At 45.0% G+C, this 23,033-nt stretch carries 21 protein-coding genes, 1 pseudogene and 1 riboswitch; of the genes and pseudogenes, 3 read left to right on the top strand and 19 right to left on the bottom strand.

What is annotated here, in order from left to right:
- Window positions 1-321: 321 nt before the first annotated feature.
- From A6D97_RS21860 to A6D97_RS13785, 11 genes and pseudogenes are all read right to left on the bottom strand, one after another.
- Window positions 322-1,281 (bottom strand): annotated as a pseudogene (locus A6D97_RS21860) (IS66 family transposase); the annotation flags it as partial.
- Entirely contained in the window at window positions 1,182-1,922 is a 741-nt protein-coding gene (gene yegS, locus A6D97_RS13830; RefSeq protein ID WP_065584639.1) for a lipid kinase YegS, read from the bottom strand. The pseudogene A6D97_RS21860 and the gene yegS, both read right to left, overlap by 100 nt.
- A gap of 19 nt (window positions 1,923-1,941) precedes the next feature.
- Window positions 1,942-2,847 (bottom strand): LysR family transcriptional regulator, encoded by a 906-nt coding sequence (locus A6D97_RS13825; RefSeq protein ID WP_017059228.1) that lies wholly within the window; start codon window positions 2,845-2,847, stop codon window positions 1,942-1,944.
- Between the two features lie 78 nt (window positions 2,848-2,925).
- On the bottom strand, window positions 2,926-4,308 hold the full coding sequence (locus tag A6D97_RS13820) for a BatD family protein (protein ID WP_065584638.1): 1,383 nt from the start codon (window positions 4,306-4,308) through the stop codon (window positions 2,926-2,928).
- Window positions 4,305-6,011, bottom strand: coding sequence for a VWA domain-containing protein (locus A6D97_RS13815; protein ID WP_065584637.1), 1,707 nt, complete (start codon window positions 6,009-6,011; stop codon window positions 4,305-4,307). The genes A6D97_RS13820 and A6D97_RS13815 overlap by 4 nt, the downstream gene beginning before the upstream one ends.
- Window positions 6,004-7,083 (bottom strand): VWA domain-containing protein, encoded by a 1,080-nt coding sequence (locus A6D97_RS13810; RefSeq protein WP_065584636.1) that lies wholly within the window; start codon window positions 7,081-7,083, stop codon window positions 6,004-6,006. The genes A6D97_RS13815 and A6D97_RS13810 overlap by 8 nt, the downstream gene beginning before the upstream one ends.
- A complete protein-coding gene (locus A6D97_RS13805; protein ID WP_065584635.1) occupies window positions 7,076-7,618 on the bottom strand; it encodes a DUF4381 domain-containing protein in 543 nt (180 codons plus the stop codon). The genes A6D97_RS13810 and A6D97_RS13805 overlap by 8 nt, the downstream gene beginning before the upstream one ends.
- On the bottom strand, window positions 7,619-8,581 hold the full coding sequence (locus A6D97_RS13800; RefSeq protein WP_065584634.1) for a DUF58 domain-containing protein: 963 nt from the start codon (window positions 8,579-8,581) through the stop codon (window positions 7,619-7,621). It abuts the gene before it with no gap.
- A 12-nt stretch (window positions 8,582-8,593) separates the two neighbouring features.
- Entirely contained in the window at window positions 8,594-9,577 is a 984-nt protein-coding gene (locus A6D97_RS13795) for a MoxR family ATPase (RefSeq protein WP_065584633.1), read from the bottom strand.
- Window positions 9,578-9,707: 130 nt separating this feature from the next.
- Window positions 9,708-12,116, bottom strand: a complete 2,409-nt coding sequence (locus A6D97_RS13790; protein ID WP_065584632.1) for a tetratricopeptide repeat protein — start codon at window positions 12,114-12,116, stop codon at window positions 9,708-9,710.
- 192 nt (window positions 12,117-12,308) lie between these two features.
- Window positions 12,309-13,856, bottom strand: a complete 1,548-nt coding sequence (locus tag A6D97_RS13785; RefSeq protein ID WP_017060009.1) for an arylsulfatase — start codon at window positions 13,854-13,856, stop codon at window positions 12,309-12,311.
- Window positions 13,857-14,202: 346 nt separating this feature from the next.
- On the opposite strand from A6D97_RS13785, the gene A6D97_RS13780 reads away from it, so the two are divergent.
- Together A6D97_RS13780 and A6D97_RS13775 are read left to right on the top strand one after the other, a co-directional pair.
- A complete protein-coding gene (locus tag A6D97_RS13780; RefSeq protein WP_017064704.1) occupies window positions 14,203-15,765 on the top strand; it encodes an arylsulfatase in 1,563 nt (520 codons plus the stop codon).
- A 293-nt stretch (window positions 15,766-16,058) separates the two neighbouring features.
- Window positions 16,059-16,724 (top strand): DUF2057 family protein, encoded by a 666-nt coding sequence (locus A6D97_RS13775; protein ID WP_065584631.1) that lies wholly within the window; start codon window positions 16,059-16,061, stop codon window positions 16,722-16,724.
- 179 nt (window positions 16,725-16,903) lie between these two features.
- Here A6D97_RS13775 and A6D97_RS13770 read toward each other — a convergent pair whose 3' ends face one another.
- The 3 genes from A6D97_RS13770 to A6D97_RS13760 form a co-directional block, all read right to left on the bottom strand.
- The gene (locus tag A6D97_RS13770) at window positions 16,904-17,926 is read right to left on the bottom strand and encodes an adenosine deaminase (protein ID WP_017066470.1); all 1,023 of its coding nucleotides are present in this window, start codon (window positions 17,924-17,926) and stop codon (window positions 16,904-16,906) included.
- A 90-nt stretch (window positions 17,927-18,016) separates the two neighbouring features.
- Window positions 18,017-18,116, bottom strand: a riboswitch (purine riboswitch).
- 75 nt (window positions 18,117-18,191) lie between these two features.
- Window positions 18,192-18,686 (bottom strand): GNAT family N-acetyltransferase, encoded by a 495-nt coding sequence (locus A6D97_RS13765; RefSeq protein WP_065584630.1) that lies wholly within the window; start codon window positions 18,684-18,686, stop codon window positions 18,192-18,194.
- A gap of 166 nt (window positions 18,687-18,852) precedes the next feature.
- Window positions 18,853-19,836, bottom strand: a complete 984-nt coding sequence (locus A6D97_RS13760; protein WP_065584629.1) for a DUF2860 family protein — start codon at window positions 19,834-19,836, stop codon at window positions 18,853-18,855.
- 204 nt (window positions 19,837-20,040) lie between these two features.
- Here A6D97_RS13760 and A6D97_RS13755 point away from each other — a divergent pair, with 204 nt between their 5' ends.
- Complete coding sequence (locus A6D97_RS13755) at window positions 20,041-20,538, top strand: fasciclin domain-containing protein (RefSeq protein WP_017064709.1); 498 nt, start codon at window positions 20,041-20,043, stop codon at window positions 20,536-20,538.
- A gap of 127 nt (window positions 20,539-20,665) precedes the next feature.
- Here A6D97_RS13755 and A6D97_RS13750 read toward each other — a convergent pair whose 3' ends face one another.
- The 5 genes from A6D97_RS13750 to A6D97_RS13730 form a co-directional block, all read right to left on the bottom strand.
- Window positions 20,666-20,962: a hypothetical protein gene (locus tag A6D97_RS13750; protein ID WP_017064710.1), complete on the bottom strand. Its 297-nt coding sequence runs from the start codon at window positions 20,960-20,962 to the stop codon at window positions 20,666-20,668.
- A gap of 131 nt (window positions 20,963-21,093) precedes the next feature.
- Window positions 21,094-21,351: a hypothetical protein gene (locus A6D97_RS13745; protein ID WP_017060020.1), complete on the bottom strand. Its 258-nt coding sequence runs from the start codon at window positions 21,349-21,351 to the stop codon at window positions 21,094-21,096.
- 165 nt (window positions 21,352-21,516) lie between these two features.
- Window positions 21,517-21,999: a GNAT family N-acetyltransferase gene (locus A6D97_RS13740; protein ID WP_017069854.1), complete on the bottom strand. Its 483-nt coding sequence runs from the start codon at window positions 21,997-21,999 to the stop codon at window positions 21,517-21,519.
- A gap of 98 nt (window positions 22,000-22,097) precedes the next feature.
- Window positions 22,098-22,412, bottom strand: a complete 315-nt coding sequence (locus A6D97_RS13735; RefSeq protein ID WP_065584628.1) for a cupin domain-containing protein — start codon at window positions 22,410-22,412, stop codon at window positions 22,098-22,100.
- A 60-nt stretch (window positions 22,413-22,472) separates the two neighbouring features.
- Window positions 22,473-22,976: a YgjV family protein gene (locus A6D97_RS13730; protein WP_017060023.1), complete on the bottom strand. Its 504-nt coding sequence runs from the start codon at window positions 22,974-22,976 to the stop codon at window positions 22,473-22,475.
- Window positions 22,977-23,033: the final 57 nt, after the last annotated feature.

Here is a 23,033-nt window from a genome sequence, read left to right as displayed (position 1 = left end):
GAGAATCCCTATGCTCAGCCATGCTCATTTCTGGAGTATTTGAAGTATTTTTTCTTTATGGTGCGATATTAATTCACTCTTTAAATTTGAATAAATCGCTTATGCAGGACGTGACCCTACATATATTCACTACCGTGAGTGGATGTCGCTTTTTATTTATCACAAAGACTTCTTGTTGTACCTTATTTGGCTGACTATCTAGGGTTGATAAAATTTCAACGGGTTCTTGAAACAGCTCTATAGGGGGTTGCTGTGACTCTCCTTCTGAAGCTTCAAACTCATCAAAGAACCCAAATATGTTATTAGAGTCTGATGGCATAGCTAGCACCAAACGTAAGTTTCGAGGCCAAAGCCAATATTGTTGAGGTCTGTTTTGACTTGACCCGAAGAGGTCCAAGGTAGAAGTGCGTCGATATCAGGCTCTGCTTTCGCCAGCTCTTTCATGCACTTGACCATGTAGTCTTAGAGGATAAGACCGTTGGCTTTCGCGGTCTCGATGATGCTGTAAAGCATCGCGCTCGCCTCAGCACCGTTTGGTGTGTTGGAGAATAGCCAATTTTTCCTGCCAATAACCAGCGGTTTAATTGCGCGTTCAGCGCGATTATTATCGATAGATAAGTGACCATCGTCGATATAACGAATGAGTTTAGGCCATTGCCCAAGCTAGTACTTTATTGCTTTGCCTAGTGGGCTAGAGCCTATCACCTTCTGGGTTGTCATCCATTGGTAAAGCTCATCCAGTATCGGCTTGGCATACGCTTAACGCTCTGCTTTGCGTTCTTCGGCAGGCGCACCTTTTAAGCTTGATTCTATCCCGTAGAGCTTTGGGGGTTTAGCCAGCACTTTATCAGCCTTGCCCGATTTACCTTCCCCTTGAAGCTTCTTCGCGTCCATGAACTTGCGTTAAGCACCCCACATTAGTGACGTGATGCAGACCATGATAAGCCGTGTAGCCATCGGTTTGTAGATAACCGTTGTAGTCACCTAAAAAGTCCACGGGGCACACCCTCGCGCGACTGTTTTGATAGTCGTACAAGGCGATTTTTTCACATTCGGCAGTGCCGCTTCGGGCGAGTCAGCGCCTGAGCAGTAAAGCCACATATAACACTGCTTCTCTTCTTTGAGCACATTGAGCGGCGTTTCATCCGCCTGAACCACCACTTGTTGAAGTAGGTTCTCCTTCAAGGCCACATACAGCGGGGCGAACTTCTCACTGACTTGGATAACCCACCTTGCCATGGTGGCGCGTGATAGCTCGATACCCGACTGGGTAAACAGCGATCATCAATCAATGCATTGGGTGCTAACTCTTGTCCTCCACCCGCTAAGCGACCATTACAAAAAGCACCAACAAGGATCTCGCCGGTAAAGCTGCCTTTGTCTATGGGCAACGTGCCACTGTAGGGCTTAAAGCCAAGTGCTTTCACCACACCTGTTAGTGTATACGCACCGCCACCGAGAAAATCTTTAAGCTCGACTGGCGTTTCAGCTGTGACTTCAGCACCAAAACCCGCCGCAGCGACATTCATAAAATAGCGGTCATTCGCACGCGCGCTATCCACCGCAAACGCCTTGCCTTCCAGCGCTAGTTCAAAAGCACCCGAAATATCGTTAGGTATTCCCGTTGCGGTAGCAAAATCATTCGCAGTGCCCATTGGGATAAGCGCCAGTTGTGGTCTTTCACTGGCACGGAACTGGTTGAGCGCGTTAACGGCTTCATTCACCGTTCCATCGCCACCGACAACAATCAGACGCTTAACACCCTCGCATATTGCCTCGCTTACCAAACGAAACATGTCCGACGATTCCCAAGTCACTCTAACTTGCAGGTCAATATCATTGTCCCTCGCCGCAAAGATGGCTTGCCTGAATTCCGGGATATTGGCTTTCTTTCCGTTTAAAATCACGCGAATGCTGTCCATGGCTATGTCCTTGTATAGGCTAACTTGATAACTCTTTTGCTGCCGCTTTGATCTTAGCTCGTAACCACTTATGGCTTGGTTCATTAGTACGGCTTGGATGCCAAATCATACACATATCGAGGTCTTCCAACTCGAAGGGCAATGGCAGTGTTTTTACCGCGTACTTTTCAGCAAAACAATGCACTGATGAAATAGGCATTACTCCGATGTACTCAGAGCCTTCGATAACAGGAAGCATCTCTACAACGCCCGCTGCGCGATACACGATTCTACGTTTCTCAAGGTCACTATAGTGCTCAGAGCTTAATAAGCTTTTGCGCGCATGCCACCTAGAGACCACCACATGCTCGAGTGCTAAGAACTGTTCCATATCGATGGTATCGCCAACCGTAGGATGATCACTACTACACACCACGACCAGCTCTTCTGTAGAAATCACCTCGTGCTTAAGCATGGTTCTTCCTTTAGGCGTCATATCAACAATCACGTCGTGTCTTTGCAGCCTTAAATCAGACTCATAGTCTTCGGTAAACAGAGGATGAACCTCTAACGCGATACCTGGTGCGACTTGGCTGATTAACCGCATGACTTTTGGCATCATTTCGTAGCTCGCCGCCGAGACGCAGGCAATGGAAAACACGCGGCCTGAGGTTTTAGGATCGAAGTCTCTTGATGCGGATAAGGTAGAAGTAAAGTTTTTAAGTGCAGCGGCCATTGCAGGATAGATATCAATAGCGAATGTGGTTGGCTCTACGCCTGATGTGGTGCGATGAAACAGTGGCTCATCATAGATATCTCTCAACCTTGCAAGTGCTTTACTCACTGCTGGTTGGCTTATATCCATGCGATTAGCAGCTCTAGATAAGTTCTGCTCTTCATAGATAGCAACAAATATAGGAATTAGATTTAGTTCGGTACTTTTCATACAGTTCCATATTAAAGAAGCAGGTTCCCCATAGTAGAGAACCTGCCGATTATGTTCGATGCGAATAACTAAAGTTTGCTACTTAGTTCTATCTTTTAAGTTTGGCAAGGCTTTAGGGATTTTCAAGCGAGCGGCAATTGAACGAGAATTGCTTGAGTTTGATGTGTCACTGGGCAAGTTACGTAACCCTTTCCATAAACGAGTGAATACGTTTTTATCTTCACATCCTTGTTGAAGGGCTTCGCTATCTTCTAGCCAACGCTTTTGTCCATTTGATTTACCATGTTGCGCTTTATCCAGTTGCACTTTATTCAGTTCTAACTGAGAGGTTTGGTTTCGCAATTGACGGTAGATAAAGGTTCTTAATGCAGCCCAATTACCTTGCTTAACTAAACGACGTAGTACCAGCCAACTCGGTGTTGGGCGGTTTGCGTAGTAACGCTTAACCGAAACAATCAACGCAATGCAGACTAACAACACCAAACCAACAGTAATAAACACCGACATGTAGGCCTTGATGAAAGATTGGACTGTGTGTTTGGCTTCAAACACTTCGCCTTTTATCACCACGTTTTCAAGGCGTTGATTTTTGCTGTCCCACCACTGAAATGAAAACTCTGGCAGCGTAAACTCACCACCCTGCTGAATCACATATACAGTCTGTTCAACTCGGCTTGAGCGATAATCACCACGTTCTTGAGTGTCATCCAAACGGTTGGGCTGTGGGTAAGCTTGGAACTGCTTAGTGGACTTATTGGTTAGCACATCTGGCAGCAACACAGAAAAGCTGTCTTTTGCCTTAATCGTGATAGTTCGAGTAATAGCATCGCCAACTTTTAGCTCTTCACTTGAGCGTTGCCATTGCTGCTCTATATCTACTTCTGTCGCAGAAAACCAAGGCGTTTCATTATCGAGTAAACCTGAAGGCAACGAAGCTTCAAACTTAATCGGCTGCGTGTAAAGCGTACCGCCCACGTTTGAACCATCAGGAGCAGAAACTTGGATACGAACCGGCACGGTTGGAATGACAAACTCGCCAGAAGTCATCGGATAAAGTGTCACTTCCCATCGTTGACGCGACCATGTAGTGCCATTGACCCGTTCCGTGTAATTAGTCGCGAGTTGGTTACGTTGCTTAGCGATCACGTTAGGGATTTCGATACTGCCGATTCGAGTCCCTCCCGTTAACCAACGCGGCGTCGCCACCTCAATGTTCAGAATTACCTGCTCATTAACGCTCACTTTAGTCTGCGTTATCTTATCGCCTGACTTTGGCTTTTCCCCTACCCAAGCGATAAGCTCAACGTCACCACTTTTTTGGAGGTCGAAGATATCTGTAGCAGAAGCAACAAAAGGAAAAAACCAACTCAATATAAGAATCATCGACAGTAGCCACTTATGGGATCTGAATCGCACTCTCTTTGATTGAATCGCTTCAAGAGCTAAATCATATCGACTCATTGCGTTTGCTCCTGTTTTGACGCTTGTTCGATGGAAGGCGCAGGATCTCTTAACTGAATTTGGAATTTGGATTTCAAGAAGAACTTAGGATCGGCTTCTACTCGCTTTAACCACTTGTCGGCAAGCTCTTGGCTGCCCAAAATCTCATTCGCGTTAAGTGTTTCCTTAAGCATCAATTCCGCTACCGTTTCTTCTTCAGCGCCATCACCCGTTCGCGGCTGATCGTCTTCGAGTTCTAAAGATTCTTCAGGGCCATCTGTGGTTCCAGACTGGCTTTCACTGGTTCGGTTTACCTCTTCGACAATTCCACTAAGCACAGCAAGATTGTTCTCCACATCCGTTCTTAGTTCTGGTGACAGATCCTCTTTCTCACTTAATGATTTCAAGAGGTCTCGTGCGGCAAGGTATTCACGCTGCCTAGCTAACGCACTCGCTGCATTGTACAAACCAAGGTCAGTTTTGGTTTGCAAAAACGCACTGTGAGCGAGCTTAAAATCACGAGCATAGTAATAAGCCGCGCCCTTTCGCATTGGGTCAGTAAAATGTTTGGCAGCTTGAAGGTACTCTTTCTGGTTCAACAAACGTTGACCTTGTTGGTCGGGCGTTAGCCATAAGTCCCACCACCATTGAGTGGTCTTATCCAAAGCTGTAAACGACTCCACCACAACCGGTTTCTCAGCAGTTAAGTTGACTGTTTTCGCCAAAGTGCTTGGTGAATAAATACTGCCTGAAATAACTAGGCTAACAACACACCACTGCACCAACCACCCTTTTCTGAACCATAGCAACATAATGAAAGCCATTGGAATAAGCAGTCCATAGCCCATGTCTTTCCAAGGCATTGAAGATTCGCCGTTGAGCTGCATGTTTCTTTCAACCGCTCTGTTCAGTTGTTGGATATCCGAATCATCAACGGTCACCTCAATCACTCGACCACCTGTCTTATTCGCTAAATTGCGCAATGAATCGAGGTCGACCGGGTTATCGTTCACCACATCGCTATTTCCGGCAGCCAAAATCAGCAGCTGATATGGGTTTTCGTTAAAGAAAGTTTCAAAAGCTCGTGTGGTGCTTGGGTTTACACCATCTGATACCAACAGTACAGAAGAGCCTAACTCACCAGACAGTTGCTGATTAATCAATGGCAGTGCTTCTTCTGCTGACTTACCTGATACCGGCATGATATCGGGTGTGATAGCCGCTAGAAACGGTTCAAACACCTTGCTGTCTTGCGTGACGGGCATCGCCACGTGTGCGCTGCCTGCATAAACCACTAAGCCCGTATTACCGCCTTTGCGAGCTGCCAATAAGTCTCTAATTTTCTGCTTAGATCGTTCCAAGCGACTTGGAGGCAAATCTTTAGCAAGCATGGATTCACTATTATCAAGCACAACCAACATCGACGCTTTGTCTTCACCAAAAGGCGATGCTTCACGTTGCCATGTTGGGCCAGAACAGATAATGATGGCGATAGTCACAATTACCACCAATAGCTTCAACGGCAGTTGCTTGCGCCAGCCTGTTTCGCCAATCGTCAATGCATCACGTAAATGTGCAGGTATAATGTCTTTCCACGTTGGTTTGGTCTCTTCTCTCCAACGAACCCATAACAGGAAAAACATTGGAATAAAGGCCAACAACCACAATGGTCGGATAAAATGAAACTGGGTAAAAAACTGTTGTATCGTGAGAGAATCAGGCATCACTCTCTCCTTTCAAATTCTTAACAGAAGAAGCGAGCAGCGATCTTCGGCTTATCGTTGCTAAGCTGAATGCGGTCAAATACATCACTACAACAATCGCCATCAAATAGTGGTGCAGCCCCTGTTTAGGGCGATAAGTGGTACTTTCATATAATTGTGGTTCTAGTTCACCGATTTGAGCGTAGGCTTTGGTCAGTTCGTCGCGGTTAAGCGCCTCAAAGGCTTCGCCACCAGACTCTTGAGCCACTCGTTTGATGGTTTCCATATCCAAAGCCACTTCACCAACGGTTTGCGGATCGCCCATCGCAATAACGTGAATTCGAACGCCTTTAGCCTTGGCGACTTTTGCGGCATCGATAGGCTCAACAAAACTTCCTGTATCATTACCGTCTGTTAATACGATCACGACTTTCTCTTTTTCGTTGGTGTCGACGTTTGAATCTTGAACGGCAGCACTTTGCTTTTCACTTTGTTCAAACACCTTGATCGCCAAGCCAATTGCATCGCCCAAGTGCGTACTTTGCCCTGCCATCGCGACATCGGTTTGATTAAGCAGTTCAAGCCATACATCTTGGTCCGCGGTAAATGGCGTTTGTACAAACGCTGCATCACCAAACAAGATCAAACCGAGTCGGTCACCTTTTCTGGTTTTCGCAAAATCAGCCAGCACCTCTTTGGTCGCATCTAAACGAGAGATTTTATCGCCTTGTTTAGAAGTGAAATCTTGCTCCGCCATTGAGCCAGACAAATCGACCACTACCATCACATCACGACCCAATTGTTCGCGAACCTGTGGCTCACCAAGAATGGTTGGTTTCGCTAACGCACACACGACCAATACCCAAGTAATAATGAGCGTGGTTCGTTGCCACCAGCTTGGAGTTAACTGGCTTGCACCTTCTGACGGTGCTTCCCCAATCGCTTCTACCAATTCTCGAAAAAATGGCACCTTAATCGCCATTTGCTTAGTTCGATAAGCTGGCACCGCAAAGTAGACCAACAACGGTAAAGGCAGCGCAATAAACCACAGCGGATGCGCAAATTCAAAACTGGCAGATAAAACATCAAACATTGTCTTGCCCCTCAACCGTTACCTGTACATTCGGCTTGTGAAGTTTTAGCCACATCATCGCGGTTTGAATTACCTCTAAACGCTGTTCAAAGCTCAAACGCACATTAGAGTCAATTAGGCTTTGCATCCATAATTCCGAAACTTCATCGGCAAAGAACGCATTGCTGTTTTCACTCGTGTTGGCGCTAACAGGCAGATAAGCGTTCAAACGGTTCACATAAGCTTGGCCAAACAACTTGGCATTACTGCTGTCTAGGTAACGAAGCACCACTTTGAGGACTTTAAAGGTTCGTTCGGTTGAGTTCTTGTCTCTTGCATCCAGTACCATGAGTTCTTGAAGCGCTTCTTTGCGATAACGGTTATTCCACCACCTTAACGCCAAGCGATAAGCCAGATAGATAGCGACCAATAACAGAATAACGCCAAGGATCTTCCAGCCGATCGTTTGAGGAGCCCAGCTCACACTGTCAGGAATGGCGACATCATGTAGGTCGCGAAGGATATAAGTACTTGGAGGCGTATGTTCAACAGCCATTTAGCGCCCTCCCACTAGTTTCTGCAGCTGTGATATGTGATTGCCCGACGTGTCTAATTCTATATAAGGGAGGTTTTTCATCGCCATCAATTTAGCAAGGGACAGTTTCTGAAGTGCCGCTTTTTGGGCAAGGCTTTCACTTGCGAGGTTAACCTTAGATTGGCTATCCAGATTAAGTTGAAAGCGACCATCACCCACCACCCAGTTTGCGCTTGCAAGATCTTGAGGCAATGACTGTTCTAATGGGTCGGTGACCATAATGGCCAAGATATCGTTGTGTTGCTGTAACTGCTTTAGTCGATCGAGATGTTGTTCTCGGCAGTCTCGCCAGTCACTAATGAATATCAAGGTTGATTGCTTGAGTCTCATTCGTTTGATCAGTTCAATCCACTGGCTAAAACCAACATTATCGCCATCACTTACATTGACGCCTAAGCTTTGATTGGCTTTGGTAAGATGTTTTAGCTGAGCCAACAAATCAGATTGAGAACGTTGAGCTTTGGTATGAAAGAGCTTTTGGTGCGAGGCCAAAACGAAGCCGACACGATCACCATCTTTCAGCACTCGCCATCCACACAATGCCGCCACTTCGGCAGCCACAACAGATTTCATGGTGTTTTGAGACGCAAAGAACATCGAACTGCGCTGATCGACACAGATCATCACATTACGGTCTTTCTCTTCGGTATAGCTACGAACATGAGGCTTACCCGTTCGCATCGTAACTTTCCAATCGAGATTACGGATATCATCACCCAATTGGTAATGACGTAATTCTTCGAAGTTCAAACCACGACCACGGAACAAAGAGTTATGTCTGCCCGAAAGTACGCTGCCCGCTTTTAAATGAGGTAACAGTGAAAACGACTCAGCTTGAGCCTGAATTCGCACTAACCTTGAATAATCACAATACAGTCGTGGATCAAGGCCTTGCGATTTGGGAGCTTGTGTTGGCTTCGCCATGACGCCCCCTAGTTATCCAATCTCAACATTATCGAGCAGTTCTTCAACCACTCTTTGATGGTCAACACCATCGGCCAATGCGTCGTAAGACAACGAGAATCGGTGACCTAATACGGTTGGTAACATGGCACGCACATCGTCCAACGTGACACGGTCACGTCCTTGCAACCATGCATAAGCGCGAGCACATTTATCCAACGCGATGGAAGCACGCGGACTTGAACCAATCTCAATCCATTTAGACAAGTTTGATTCTGGGTAACGCTCTGGCTTACGAGTTGCCATCACCAAGGCCACAATGTAGTTCTCAACTAAATCAGAAACGGCAATGTCTGGAAGTTGGCGCCGAGCTTCAAGTACCAACTCAGGTTCAATATGTTGTGGCGTGACTAATTCTGAACTGGTCTCGCTACCGAGTTCCTCACTGCGCACAAGTCGAATGATGTCGCGTTCAGCTTCATCTTCTGGATAGTCGACTGTCACTTTCATAATGAAACGGTCCATTTGTGCTTCAGGCAGTGGATACGTACCTTCTTGCTCAACTGGGTTTTGTGTGGCTAGCACCATGAACAAATCTGGCAGGATGTGAGTTTGACCACCCACCGTAATCGTCCCTTCCGCCATCGCTTCAAGCAGAGCAGCCTGTACTTTTGCAGGCGCACGGTTCACTTCATCGGCTAATACAATGCTGTTGAAAATAGGCCCCGGTTGGAAATGCAACTGAGGCTTTCCATCAAGCTCTTGATACACCTCCGTGCCCGTCACATCAGATGGCAGCAGGTCTGGCGTAAATTGAATTCGACCAAAACTGGTGTTCAGTAGATTCGCCAGCGATTTTACTGAGCGAGTTTTCGCTGTACCGGGAAGTCCCTCTAAAAGCACATGGCCATTAGTCAATAACCCTATCACCAGAGCCCGAACGACGTGGCTCTGACCGATAACACTTTTCTCTGTTTGTTCAATCAGTTGGTTTATTGCTTGTTGCGCATGGTTCATAGGTCTTCCCTTAATTCAATCTGGCTGCGTACATCCTACTCACAAGCTCCATAACTATTAGTTATAAACGCGATAATTGGTTACAAGCGGAATAAGCAGCAAGCTCGATAGCCAAGCTCACCTCATCGCTTTATTTAAACCTAGCTTTCAATTGGTTAATGGCTTCCGGCGGTGCCACTTTGCTCAATGATGAAATACATTGCTCAAACGCCTTTGGTACGCCCGGTATATGACTGTTTCGCGCCAACACTTCACACTGGGCATACAGGTGCTGTGGGTTGCGGCTAAATTGGTAAGCCTTATGCAGTGATTGACTTGCCGCAAGCACATCCGATTTTTCCAAAGCCAATCCGTACACATACCAATATTGAGGGTCGGTTTGCGCAGTTTCAGCGGCTTGTTTAAGGTAGTCCGTTGCTTGTTCGTAATCTTTCACACGAAGCAGAGACAATCCTGTGCTGTATGGCAAAACACTCGATTTAGGCTGAGCTTCAATACCTTGCTTCAAGGTCGACAACGCTTTTGCCTCGTTACCTTGCGCTCGATACAAATCCGCTAAATTGGCGTAGCTGTTTTCGAAATAAGGCTCAATCTCGATAGCGCCTAGATAAAACTCAATCGCTTTGTCGTGCTGGCCTAAATCTCGGTAAACGTTGCCTAGGTTAGTACGTCCAAATCCTCTGTCGGCATTAAATTGCTGTATTTCAATGTACTCTTCTAATGCAGGCTTGATTTGGTCTTTCTGCAGAGGGTTCATTTCTCCCCAATAACGCACTAATGCGCCTGCGGTTTCTGAACGAATCGACAATACAGGGTCTTTCAGTAGCGGCTCTAGAATTTGCCAACGGTCAGTGAATGGGAAACCAGACGAGCCTTGTACCACACCCAAACGGATCATTTCATCATCATGTTTCACCGCTCTTGCCAGCGAAATAAGCGTATTCTTACCCGTATTACCGCCCAAACGTTCTAAGCTCGATGCACGAATGATATTGCTTAAGCTAGAGTCCTGAGCCGAGTATGCCAACGCATCCTCTGCACCTCTGTGCCCTATCGAGTCAGCATAAAAGGCAACGGCAAAGTGCTGCTGATTACGATACTTAGAATCTGGGAACCACTCACCGATTTGCTTATCTGCCCACTGGTCGGTTTGATCTGCATGACAGCTAGTGCACACGTTCGGCGTTTTAATGTGTTGGCTAATATCAGGACGTGGGATATGCCAACTGTGGTCACGCCTTGGGTCGACCTCCATGTAAGTCGTCTCTGGCATGTGACAAGTCGTGCATTGTGAAGCTTCAGTATTCGCTTCGTGGAATGTGTGCTTTTCAGGCGTGTATTCTGATGCAATATGACATTGGCTACACACGGCTTCTTCCGCAATTTTTAGTTCAGCGGTATGAGGATCGTGGCAGTTAGTACATGTGACGCCTTTTTCAGCCATCACGGATTGAAGGAAAGATCCGTAAACGTAATCTTCATCGTAGATTTGACCATCGTTGTGGTAAAGCTCTGGGGTAATCAAGCTCAAGCGATACTTATCAAAGAAAGACCCGTTAACGTGATCACCCGTTTCATTTAACTGAGTACGACGGCTGTGGCATTGAGCACAGGTTTGAACTTGATTGGTATGGATGATGTCTTTTGGTTGCAGGGTTGAATTACCCTCTTGATAGATCCACTCTTTGACCGACTTCGACAAGTCGCGGTCAAAACCATAATGCGCCGAGACTGGAGCATCCTTTCCACCGTTAGCTTTTGCTAGCTGAGCCTTTTCAACGTGCTCACTCGCAGGGCCATGACACGCTTCACAACCGACATTAATCTCAGACCAAGTAGTGTTGTAGGTATTACTCGCGCTGTCGTAGTTTTTCTCTAGGTTCGTTGAATGGCAATCAGCACACATGAAGTTCCAGTTTTGACCGCTATTGGTCCAGTAGAATTCATCGGTGTTGGTGGTATCAGGATAGAGGTGAAACCAGCGTTGACCGCCTTCGCCCTCAGTGCGAGAATCCCAAGCGAAAGGAATCAACTGTACACGGCCGTCTTCAAATTCAACCATGTATTGTTGTAGTGGTTCAAAGGCAAAGGTATAGCTGATTTTGTAATCTTTAAAGTGGCCGTCTTGCCCTTCAATATTGACCCAGAACTCTTCGCCCTTGCGGAAAAATCGGTTGGGTTTACCGTCATGAGTGAATGTTTGATCGTTGAAATCGCCTAATACAGATTCGTCTGTAGCGTGCTTCATCGCCATATCATGATGAGAGCCCTCCCACGCTGCGACTTCTTCACTATGACAATCAACACATGCTTCCGAACCGACATAGCTGGCTTTAGAACCGATAGGTAAAGCGTCAGAGCTAACGGGTGACGCTACAGAGTTGGCCTTTGAAATATCAGAGTTGATATTAGGATCTTGCTCGTTGGCATAGGCGTTCAGACTGAACAGCGACAACATCAGTGAAGACAAGATTGCGGATAATACTGCGACTCGCTGGTGTTTCAATCCGTTTACCAGTGAGCACAACCATGCAGACATAACATTCCTTGTTTTTATACATCCTTATGCTTAATAAGGTAGACGTAAAAACAACGAATTTACAATTATTTAGTGGCAATGAGCTCGATTGTTGTGATTCGTATTCACGACCGGGATTTACTCATCGATATGCGCATAAAAAAAGAGCTCCTAAGAGCTCTTCAATCTGTTCAGTTTCACTCAAACAATCACTTACTTGTTATGAGATTCCTGCAGTTTTTCCATTACCTGATCCAAGCTAAAGCTCGCAGCTTTTTGACGTGGCGGATATTCAGCAAAGGTTTCTAGGAACTTGCCCACATACGCTTGTGCTGGAACGAACATATAAGCATGGTCTAACAACCAGTCGTAATATGTGTTCGATGTAATGTCTGCGTTTTCGTATGGGTCCATACGCAGGTTAAACAGCTTAGGAAGACGTAACGTCACGAACGGTTCAGCCCAAATTTGCATGGTACCCGTTGCACGCTGCTCCATGAACACCGCTTTCCATTGGTTGTAACGAAGCGCCGCTAAATCACCATCATCGGTAAAGTAGAAGATCTCCGAACGACGGCCTTTCTCTTCTTCACCCGTTAGGTAAGGAAGGAAGTTGTAACCATCTAAGTGAACCTTAAACGTTTTATCACCGGCAGTATGACCTTTGAGTAGTTTCTCTTTGATTTGGTCATCACCAGCGGCGGCAACGAAGGTTGGCATCCAGTCCATATGGTGCATGATTTCGTTAGATACGGTTCCTGGTTCAATCTTACCAGGCCAACGAACCATTGCTGGTACACGGTATGCGCCTTCCCAGTTGGTGTTTTTCTCACCACGGAACGGGGTTGTACCCGCATCAGGCCAAGAGTTCATGTGAGGGCCGTTATCCGTTGAGTAGAAAACAATCGTGTTGTCTTTGATACCCAACTCATCCACTTGCTTCAATAGTTGCCCAACGTGTCGATCGTGCTCAACCATACCATCAGCGTAGTTACCGACACCGGTTACGCCTTTACTGTCGGCTTTCACGTGCGTTCTAAAGTGCATACGTGTCGCGTTCCACCACACGAAGAATGGTTTGTCCGCTTTCACTGCGCGATCCATAAAATCAAGTGCCGCGTCTAGTGTTTCTTCATCAACCGTTTCCATACGCTTACGCGTCAGTGGACCGGTATCTTCAATCTTGCCATCAGCGAATGACTTAATGACACCACGAGGGCCAAATTTCTTACGAAACTCAGGATCGGTTGGGTAATCTTCATTCTCTGGTTCTTCTTCAGCATTTAGGTGGTAAAGGTTGCCAAAAAATTCGTCAAACCCGTGTGCTGTTGGAAGGAATTCATCTTTATCGCCAAGGTGGTTTTTACCAAATTGACCTGTCATGTAACCCATAGGTTTCAGCATTTCTGCGATTGTCGCGTCTTCTGCTTGTAAGCCAATGTCTGCGCCCGGCAAACCTACTTTACTCAAACCCGTTCGTAATACACTTTGTCCCGTGATAAAGGTAGAGCGACCCGCAGTACAAGATTGCTCTGCGTAATAGTCCGTAAACATCATCCCTTCTTTCGCGATGCTATCAATATTCGGGGTTTTGTAACCCATGAGACCGAAGGTGTATGCACTCACATTGGATTGACCAATATCGTCCCCCCAAATAACCAATATATTTGGCTTTTCAGCCGCAAAAGTGGCGCTGGACGCGGCCATCATCGCTGTACCCAAAATCGCTAATCGACGTTTAGCGCCATATTTCGCTGTCATAGAAACCTCTTCGTAAGTTATTTGCATCCTGCCCTACAACGTATAGTCCATTTTTTACACATGCGCGAGATACCCTAAGCTATTAATCTTTTTGTCATTTTTATTGAGATACGGATACAGAAATCATCGATAAGGTTTACGCCAACAAACATGATAAGGATCACACATACAAACTAAGGCTTTATTCTACGTACCCACTGGAGCTGATATTAATCAATAGGTTACCTAAGCATCATAACGATTGGTTATAAGCACTATAAAAGGACGTAACGGAATTTTGAGAATAACATTTGCTCATCGATGCGTTGTTCTAACGCATTAATCTTAAAAGTGAATCGGAGTCCTTATGGGTACTAAAATTAATAAACTAGCATTAGGTGTTGGCTTATTAGCAGCTTCTTCAGCGGCAACAGCAGCGGAAAAACCGAATATTCTTGCTATCTGGGGTGATGACATTGGTGTTTTCAACATCAGTGCATACAACAACGGTATGATGGGTTACGAAACGCCAAACATTGACCGTATTGCGAATGAAGGCGCACTATTTACTGACCACTACGGTCAACAATCGTGTACTGCTGGTCGTGCTGCATTCCTAACCGGTCAAGAACCTTTCCGTACTGGTCTATTGACTATCGGTATGCCAGGTTCGGACCACGGTATCCCTGATTGGGCTCCAACGATTGCAGACCTTCTAAAAGAACAGGGCTACATGACCGCTCAGTTTGGTAAGAATCATATGGGTGACCAAGACAAACACCTTCCAACGAACCACGGCTTTGACCAGTTCTTCGGTAACCTATACCACTTAAATGCAGAAGAAGAGCCTGAAACATATTACTACCCTAAAGACCCAGAGTTCCGTAAGAACTACGGCCCTCGTGGTGTAATCAAGTCTACTGCTGACGGTAAGATTGAAGATACTGGCCCAATGACGCGTAAGCGTATGGAGCATGCGGATGAAGAGTTCCTAGAAGAATCTCTAGCATTCATGGAAAAAGCGGTAAAAGCTGACAAACCATTCTTCATCTGGCACAACACCACTCGTATGCACGTGTGGACTCGCCTACAAGAGAAATACCAAGGTAAGTCAGGTATCAGTATTTATGCTGATGGTATGTTAGAGCATGATGACCATGTTGGTGTGCTTCTAGACAAGCTGGATGAACTAAAAATCGCTGACAACACTATCGTAATTTACTCTACCGATAACGGTGCTGAAACGGTTTCTTGGCCTGATGGCGGCGCAACTTACTTCCACGGTGAGAAAGGTACAACTTACGAAGGTGGTATGCGTGTGCCTCAGCTAGTTCGCTGGCCTGGGACTATCAAACCTGGAACTAAAATCAACGATATCATGGGCCACCAAGACTGGATTCCTACTCTACTAGCAGCCGCTGGTGATGATAAAGTGGTTGAGAAGCTAGCATCTGACAAAGGTGCAACTTACAACGGTAAAAACTGGCGCGTACACCTAGATGGTTACAACTTCCTGCCTTACTTCCAAGGTAAAGAAGAGAAAGGCCCTCGTGACAGCATGCTTTACTTCTCTGCTAACGCTGAGCTAAACGCAGTACGTTGGAATGACTTCAAGATTTCGTTTGCTGTGATGGATGGTAACATTGTGGATGCAGTTCGTTTCCAACCAAACTGGCCTCAAGTTGTTCACCTACGTGCTGACCCATTCGAGAAAGCACCGCACGAGTCTGGTATGTACCTACGCTGGATGGCAGACAACATGTGGTTATTCGTTCCAGTAGGAAATCAGGTTCAAGAGTTTATGACGACGCTACCAGATTACCCTATGCAGAATAGCCAAGTACTGAACCCAGGTAACTTCAACCAGAATGCATACATGCTTCAAGGTAAACTTAAGCAACTAGAAGCGGCAGCAGCGCAAGCTAAATAAGCTACTCTAGATTAAAAATGTAATAACGAAGCCGTGGTGACTGAATGCAGTGACCGCGGCTTTTTAGTATCCAATACAAATAACATAAGACGCGAACCGCCAACTAGTACAATTCACACCCAACCTACCCTCTCATTTTTCAAAAATAAAAACTCACACTAGTCAATGTGAACCTTAATATATGACCGTTGCGTTAAGATTTCGCAAATTTTTTCAAATCCTTATGACATGACTTGAATTGGAGTTCTTACCATGCGATTGTAGTTCAACTGCCCATAAACAACTGTATGATTATGAAAACATTAAAATCCATCGCGCTGCTTTCCACAATTATCGCAGCACCACAAGTGTTAGCTGACGTAACAATTGAAGTTCCTTCTAGCGCAGATGCTTTAGTCGAAGTCTTAGCTGTTAATGAGGCTAAACCTGATCTCGACGGTGGTTTCTTCTCTTCGAGCAAAACGATCACCGTTCCAGATGGCGTAAACCAAATCGTTTTCAAATATCAACTGGCTTTCAGCCAAGGTAACGACCGAGAGTTTGTCGATAGCGATACCATTATTGCTACTTTTGATGCGACAGACACAGCATTGACGTTTGACATGCCTAAGTTCCGTAACACCAACGAAGCGAAAAAAGGCCTTCAAAACTTAGATTGGAAACTGGTTGATAAAAACCAAAATGCAATCAGTGTTAAGCAAGACAAACTTATCAAAGATGGCATGCAGATTGGTCGTAAGTACCCACAAGAAGCGAAGGAGTACAACCAGAAAGGCGGCATCGCTGCACTTACAATAGGTGCTAGCGCGGGCGTAGCAGCTGCTGTCGCACAACCGGTAACGCTTCCAGCAAAGATTGACGGAAATGCAGCAAATACAGCTGAAGAGATGCTCTATTTCTGGTACGAAAAAGCGGATGCTGAAACCAAGCTGAAATTCAAAGACTACGTGAACAAGTAGCTCAATGAGCTTAATTTAAAAATGAAAGAAGCTGGCAAACTGCCAGCTTCTTTTTTGTCTTCATCTAGATGATTTAGGCTTATAGAGATTAAGCAGACTCAGTCGATAACACTTTACCATCCACTTTAGTTGGCCATCCTAGCGCTTTATACTCAGCTGCTAGTAAATGGGCACAGCCGCTAGAAATTCTGGTCAGAACCAGCTTTAGCTAAGTAACCTTGAACAAGCTCTCGATATTGCTGCTTCAATGGCGCTTCAATAAAGCTCGCGTCTATCGCATTCAAACTAAACTGCGCTAATTCCTGATGCGTCATCTCATGAGCTTGGCTCACCGCATTAAAGTTATCCGACATGTAACCACCAAAATAAGCAGGGTCATCCGAGTTAATCGTTACAGCCACACCCTTTCTGAGCAGTTCGACAATGTTGTGGTCTTCCATCACATCGAATACACGCAATTTAATATTCGACAGTGGGCACACCGTCAGTGGCATTTTGGTTTCAATCAGCTCTTCGATTAGAGCTTCGTCTGTCATGCACTGGACACCATGATCCACTCGACTCACGCTGAGCATTTCAATCGCATCGACAATGTTTTGAGCCGGCCCTTCTTCTCCTGCATGCGCCACCGTCAAGAAGCCCGCTTGTTTTGCTTGTTGGAATACACGCTTGAACTTCTCTGGTGGGTGTCCTAATTCAGAAGAGTCCAATCCAACCCCGACGATCTTATCTTGATGCTTCAATACCTCTGCGAACGTTTGAATGGCGCTCTCTTCAGATAAATGGCGCAGAAAACATGCGATGATTTGAGAGGTAATGCCCAACTCTTTATGACCCTGTTCAAGCGCACGATGAATGCCGTTAATAGCGGTGTCGAATGCAATGCTACGATCGGTATGTGTCTGAGGATCAAAGAAAATCTCAGTATGGATAACATTGTCGGCTTTACAGCGTTCTAGATAAGCCCATGTTAAGTCGTAGAAATCCTGTTCTGTGCGCAGTGCATCAGCACCTTGATAATAGATATCCAGAAATGACTGTAAATCATCAAATTCGTATGCGCGTCTTAGTTGCTCTGGGGATGAATAAGGCAGCTCAATGCCATTGCGTTGAGCAAGCTGGAAAAGTAACTCAGGTTCGAGCGAACCTTCAATGTGTAAATGCAACTCTACTTTTGGGAGCCCTTGAATAAATGCGTTCATATTTCACCTACTATGGATTTTAGGTGTGCACTTACTCTGAATAATAGACAGGAGGTTTTCTTGAACGCCATTACAAAGAGTAAGAACACAATTGTGATCTAAACCCTTCGTAATCAGCACTTTGCGGGAGCTGGTAGAGACCCCCAAACCATATCATTGGGGTTATACGAAGCAAACGGTTGCTACTATACAGAGTTTAATGGGAATTTCACTAATCAATTGCTCATTAACCGATTTCTAAAGCAGGAACCTGTTTGGTTCGATCTCAACGGTAATCTGGTCGTATTCTCGACATCAGCAACATATCGATGTACTTACCCGCTTTGAACGTACTGAGTCTTTTTGTGCCTTCTAACTGAAAGCCTACACGTTCATACAAAGCAATAGCGGCGTGGTTATCGGCATGAACCTCTAACTCAAGACGCACGAGATTAAGCCAGTTATCCGCCTGATTGATCGCTTCTTGCATTAACGCCTTACCGACCCCTTTACCATGCATATCCGGGTGAATAGCAATACCAAGACCAGCGCAGTGCCTGTCTCTTACCTTGGTGGTCATGAATAAAGTAATGTGACCCACTACTTTGCCGGAGACTTCCGCAACCAGAGTGAAATGGTCTGAATGACCAAACAGTCGCTCCACTTGTTCAGAGCTAAGAAAAGGCTTTTGTGAGGTATTCTCTAATACTGACGTGTGTCGATAAATATCAAAAATATCTTGGTTATCGGTGGGTTCAAGATGTCTAATTTGTATTTCCAAAGCGCTTCCTTATTATATTATTTTTGTCCATAAGCTAATTTTCATATTACGGATAGCAACGAGCACCTACAACCTTTGAAGGTGTAAGTGCTCGAAATAATTACACAAATAGAAAGGCTGCTCTTAAGCTTCTGCTTTGATTAGTTTTGTTGACGTAGTGTGAATATTAGAATTTGTAGTCAACACCAACACTCGCTAATGCTTGTTCAGAGCTGTAAAAGTCAATCTTAGAGTCAATCGACCTTACACCGAGTAATGAAATAAACGACCAATCTTCATAACCCATTAAGCCACCGAACTCATAAGCTAAAAATGCACCGTATTCATTTTCTTCACGTACTTGCCCGTAAATTGGATTCGACTCATCATATTCACGGTCACTTGCATCTAGGGTAACAACAAAACCATGACGACCGATTCTCTTCGCGTAGTTTAATTCAATTCCATAACTATCGAAGCTGAGTGCTCCTCCTTCTGCGTCTGAGTGGAAATACACCATTGAAGGAACAAATAGACCTGCGTGGTTTGGTAAGATAAAGCGGTATCCTGCTTTGGCGTACACATAGGTTCTTTCCCTATCCAGCAGCACAGTATCTTCCGGAGATAAGCCTTGGCTACCAGATAGCTCTTCATCAACATCTGATTGCCCAAATGCGAGATCCGTTCGAAAACCAGTTCCACCGATATTAGTGAGCTGCAGTCGTCCTACATTACCTTTCACATCCGTTTCATTTCGATTAACGCCAACAGCATACGGATCCGTCCAAGCCTTACCCGAGATAAGCGTAGGAATAACAGAAAAATCCAATATGGTGCCACCAGAAAGTTGATATCGATAACCGATCTCAAACGCAATGGTACCTGTTGCAATATCCTCTCGTGTCGTACCCGCATACACTTGGTGAGTCAGCGATTCGCCAAAAGTATATTGAACAGTACCCAAAAAGCCGAGTAGCCCTTGGTTTTCACTCTCCCCTTCCTGGGTGTTGGTGGCTTGATTCGAATCTTGTTCAGTACTCAAATTACTACTGTCAGAGTAGAAACCGGCCAATACACTGAAGTTACCGCTGAAGCCTTCACTTGGAGCAAGGCCACTGTATGCAGGCATTGAAGCCAATGCAGAAAAGACTACTGGTAAAACAAACCTCATATTCACATCCATTACTTGAATAATCACCAAATAACTATAAGCATCAAAATGGAATTATAACAAGCATTTAACAATATAAGTTTATTCGCTTGACGCTGTCGATATCGCTAACCATTCACTCAAAGACACAACAAATTGATCTATCACGAGTGGGCTTTCGTAATACCTCTCGAAAATAACGGACAAAACTCAAAGGAAGACAATATGTTTAATAAATTAATCAAAACCATGTCAGTGCTAGTTGCGACGCTTCTTTTTACGGCTTTTGCTCACGCTGATCACCACGGAATGAAGAAAGATATCGTTGACGTGGCGGCTGAAAACGGCTCTTTCAACACCTTGGTAGCAGCGGTAAAAGCGGCAGGCTTAGTTGAAACATTGAAAGGTGACGGTCCCTTCACAGTGTTTGCGCCAACGGATGAAGCGTTCGCTGCGCTACCAGAAGGAACGGTTGATATGCTGTTGAAGCCAGAAAACAAAGACAAGCTGATTGCAGTACTGACCTATCATGTGGTGCCAGGGAAAATAATGGCGTCTGAAGTGATGAAACTTGATAGTGCCGTAACAGTGCAAGGCGAAGCGGTAATGGTAGGAATTGATCACGGCAACGTGATGGTCAACAAAGCGCAGGTCGTGATGGCAGATGTTGAAGCAAGTAATGGTGTTATCCATGTGATTGATGCTGTATTACTGCCTAAATAATAAAGATGAACACAAATCAAAGGTTCTTAGAGGGTGTGACAGGCTCACACCCTTTTGACGTTTAAATACCAAGTTAAGATCGGTATCAAACTAGCCGAACCTGCCTTTATATAAGCAAGAACCCGGATTACATAAACAAGCGCCCGAATATCAGAAAGGCCGCCATCGATACCACCTTCGTGAAGACCACTACCCAGATGCAGTCACCAATACTAGAGTGCGTCGCTTTCCCGAGTAGGAACACAAACAGAATCAACCCTAACACCCAACCTACTGTTGGAATCAATGACACCAGAGCAACGATAACAGCAATGGTAAGAAGGGATTTAAAATCTGCGACCACGAAAGACATTTTAGAGGCGATGTACATACAACATGCGGTGATTAATGCGTCCATCACAAACGCTAAAGCTTCAATACCCACTTTACTTCCTTCACTGATATTGGTTGAAGTGAATATTATCTCTAAAGAGATGATTTTTCTTGAATAAGAGAACAAAAAGCAGGTGAAAACTGTGTCAAAAATGAGATTACCGTTCGTCTGAAGGCATAGGTTTATTTGTTCGAGTCTTCTAAGCCTTTGACCAGTGCTCGCGACCGAGTCTGATTTGCTTTTTGATAGGCATCAAAGCCATCTTCGCGTTTACCTCCGAACAAACAAAGAAACGAGTTGATGACAAATGAAAAGAATGAGATGACGACAACAAAGAGAGGAAATAGCCCCGACACCCCAGCATCTAAGGCAAGAACGCCAACAGCGAAGGACAACATCGACACCAATGTATATAGTTTAGATCTACTCACATGACTCATGAACAACACTCCTTGTATTCATTCAATGTTTAGATTAGACAAATTATCTTGCACACAATTTGAACTCATCGACAATATCAATAGATCAGGCAAAGTTATCCTTAAAAAGGTTCATTAATATTTCAAACTCGGTTTCTGTATCCCTACGAACACTAGCCCGCCTATTCAACTGACTTTTCTATCTTCAACTACCTTTTCCATCACGTAATTGGTCAGCTTTACACCACGCATTTCGACTTCCTGTTCATTTACTACCTTAAAGCCAAGGTGCTCATAAAAAGGCCTTGCGGTAATACTTACTTCAGAGAAATATCTCGATATACCACGAACTCGACCCACAGTGAAAACATGTTCCATCAACGCTTTCCCTACCCCCTTCCCTTGATATTCGTGGTGACAGAAAAAGTGATCAATCAAGCCACTTGGTTGCAGGTCAGTATAGCCAACTACGCAACCATCGAGTTCAGCCACAAAGGGTTGTAACCCATTCATACGCTTTTGCCATAACGCAAAGTCAAAGCTACTGGGTGCCCAAGCTTCGACTTGCTGTTGAGAATAATCTCGAACATTCACGTTACGTACGGTATGAAAGAAGATCTCCCACAGTGCTTTGTCATCATTCGCTTGATAGTTTCGAATTCTAATCACAACATACTCCTTTTTGTCTTAAGTCCTTTCTGAGGTGAAAATAAACAGCTGAATCAGCAAGCTTTATAACCTAACAGCCTCAGCTTTAGAGCAAGATATCAACGATAAAACACAGCGAGCCAGATCGTCACCGCATCTTTATCCGTCCTCAGCACCTTGTGTTTTTCACCTGCGGAAATATTGAGATAATCCCCTTTAGACAAGGTAACAATGCGACCATCTTCAAACTCAATCACCCCTTGCCCATCGATCACCATTACCCATTCATTCTCATCTTGATCATACCAACCCTCGTCTGGTGAACTGTGACCATATGAGAGTATTCTCTCGATTCGAATGTTGTCGTTGGCAATCAGGTCATTGAATATTTCATTGGGTATTGATGAAGGAACATCATTGTAAATGTTTGGCATCAAGCTCTCCTAGCTAGCATTGAATTGATTAACAACTTGGGCCTTAGCTGTACTGTAAACCTAAGCAGCGGCACTCTTTTTGAAGTAAAAACGGTAATAGCCCACCAAGTTACTGCAGATAAACAGCGCCTCCATAACAACCGCTGTTGGCGAACCAACTAAATAATTGTGAACCAACCAAAAGCTGGTTCCGATGATCATCAATTCTCTTAATCGACGGTCATCTTTATTGAAGGCTGCAAAGGTCTGAAATACGGAGGCAAAGCAACTCAATATGCTGGTCAGCCCTGAGTAAGTCACTGCGGTTGCGACCACCGACATCGAAGAAAACAAATATTTAAACTTAGACGAGGTAGAAAATACGCTCGTCAAATAGCGAATCGTGGCAATCGTCATTAAGCTCGCCGCTGTCCATTGTTCAAGAAGGATAAAGTGACTCGAAATAAGAACGCCAGCAAAGAACAGACAAGTGACGATTTTCTTCCTTTCCTTGAATTGGAATGACAGAAGATCAAAACAAATGGCTATCGCGACTAATACTTGGGAAAGATAAAAGGCAGACACGGTGATTCCTTCAATAATAACATTCCGCCCTAGCCGCTTCTTTCACGGTGAATAATC

Origin of the sequence: Vibrio sp. ZF57, assembly GCF_001691235.1 — a bacterium.
In the GTDB taxonomy this organism is placed as follows: Bacteria; Pseudomonadota; Gammaproteobacteria; order Enterobacterales; family Vibrionaceae; genus Vibrio; species Vibrio crassostreae_C.
Note: the sequence above shows the minus strand (reverse complement) of the source record. Positions and strands in the feature narration are given on the sequence as shown.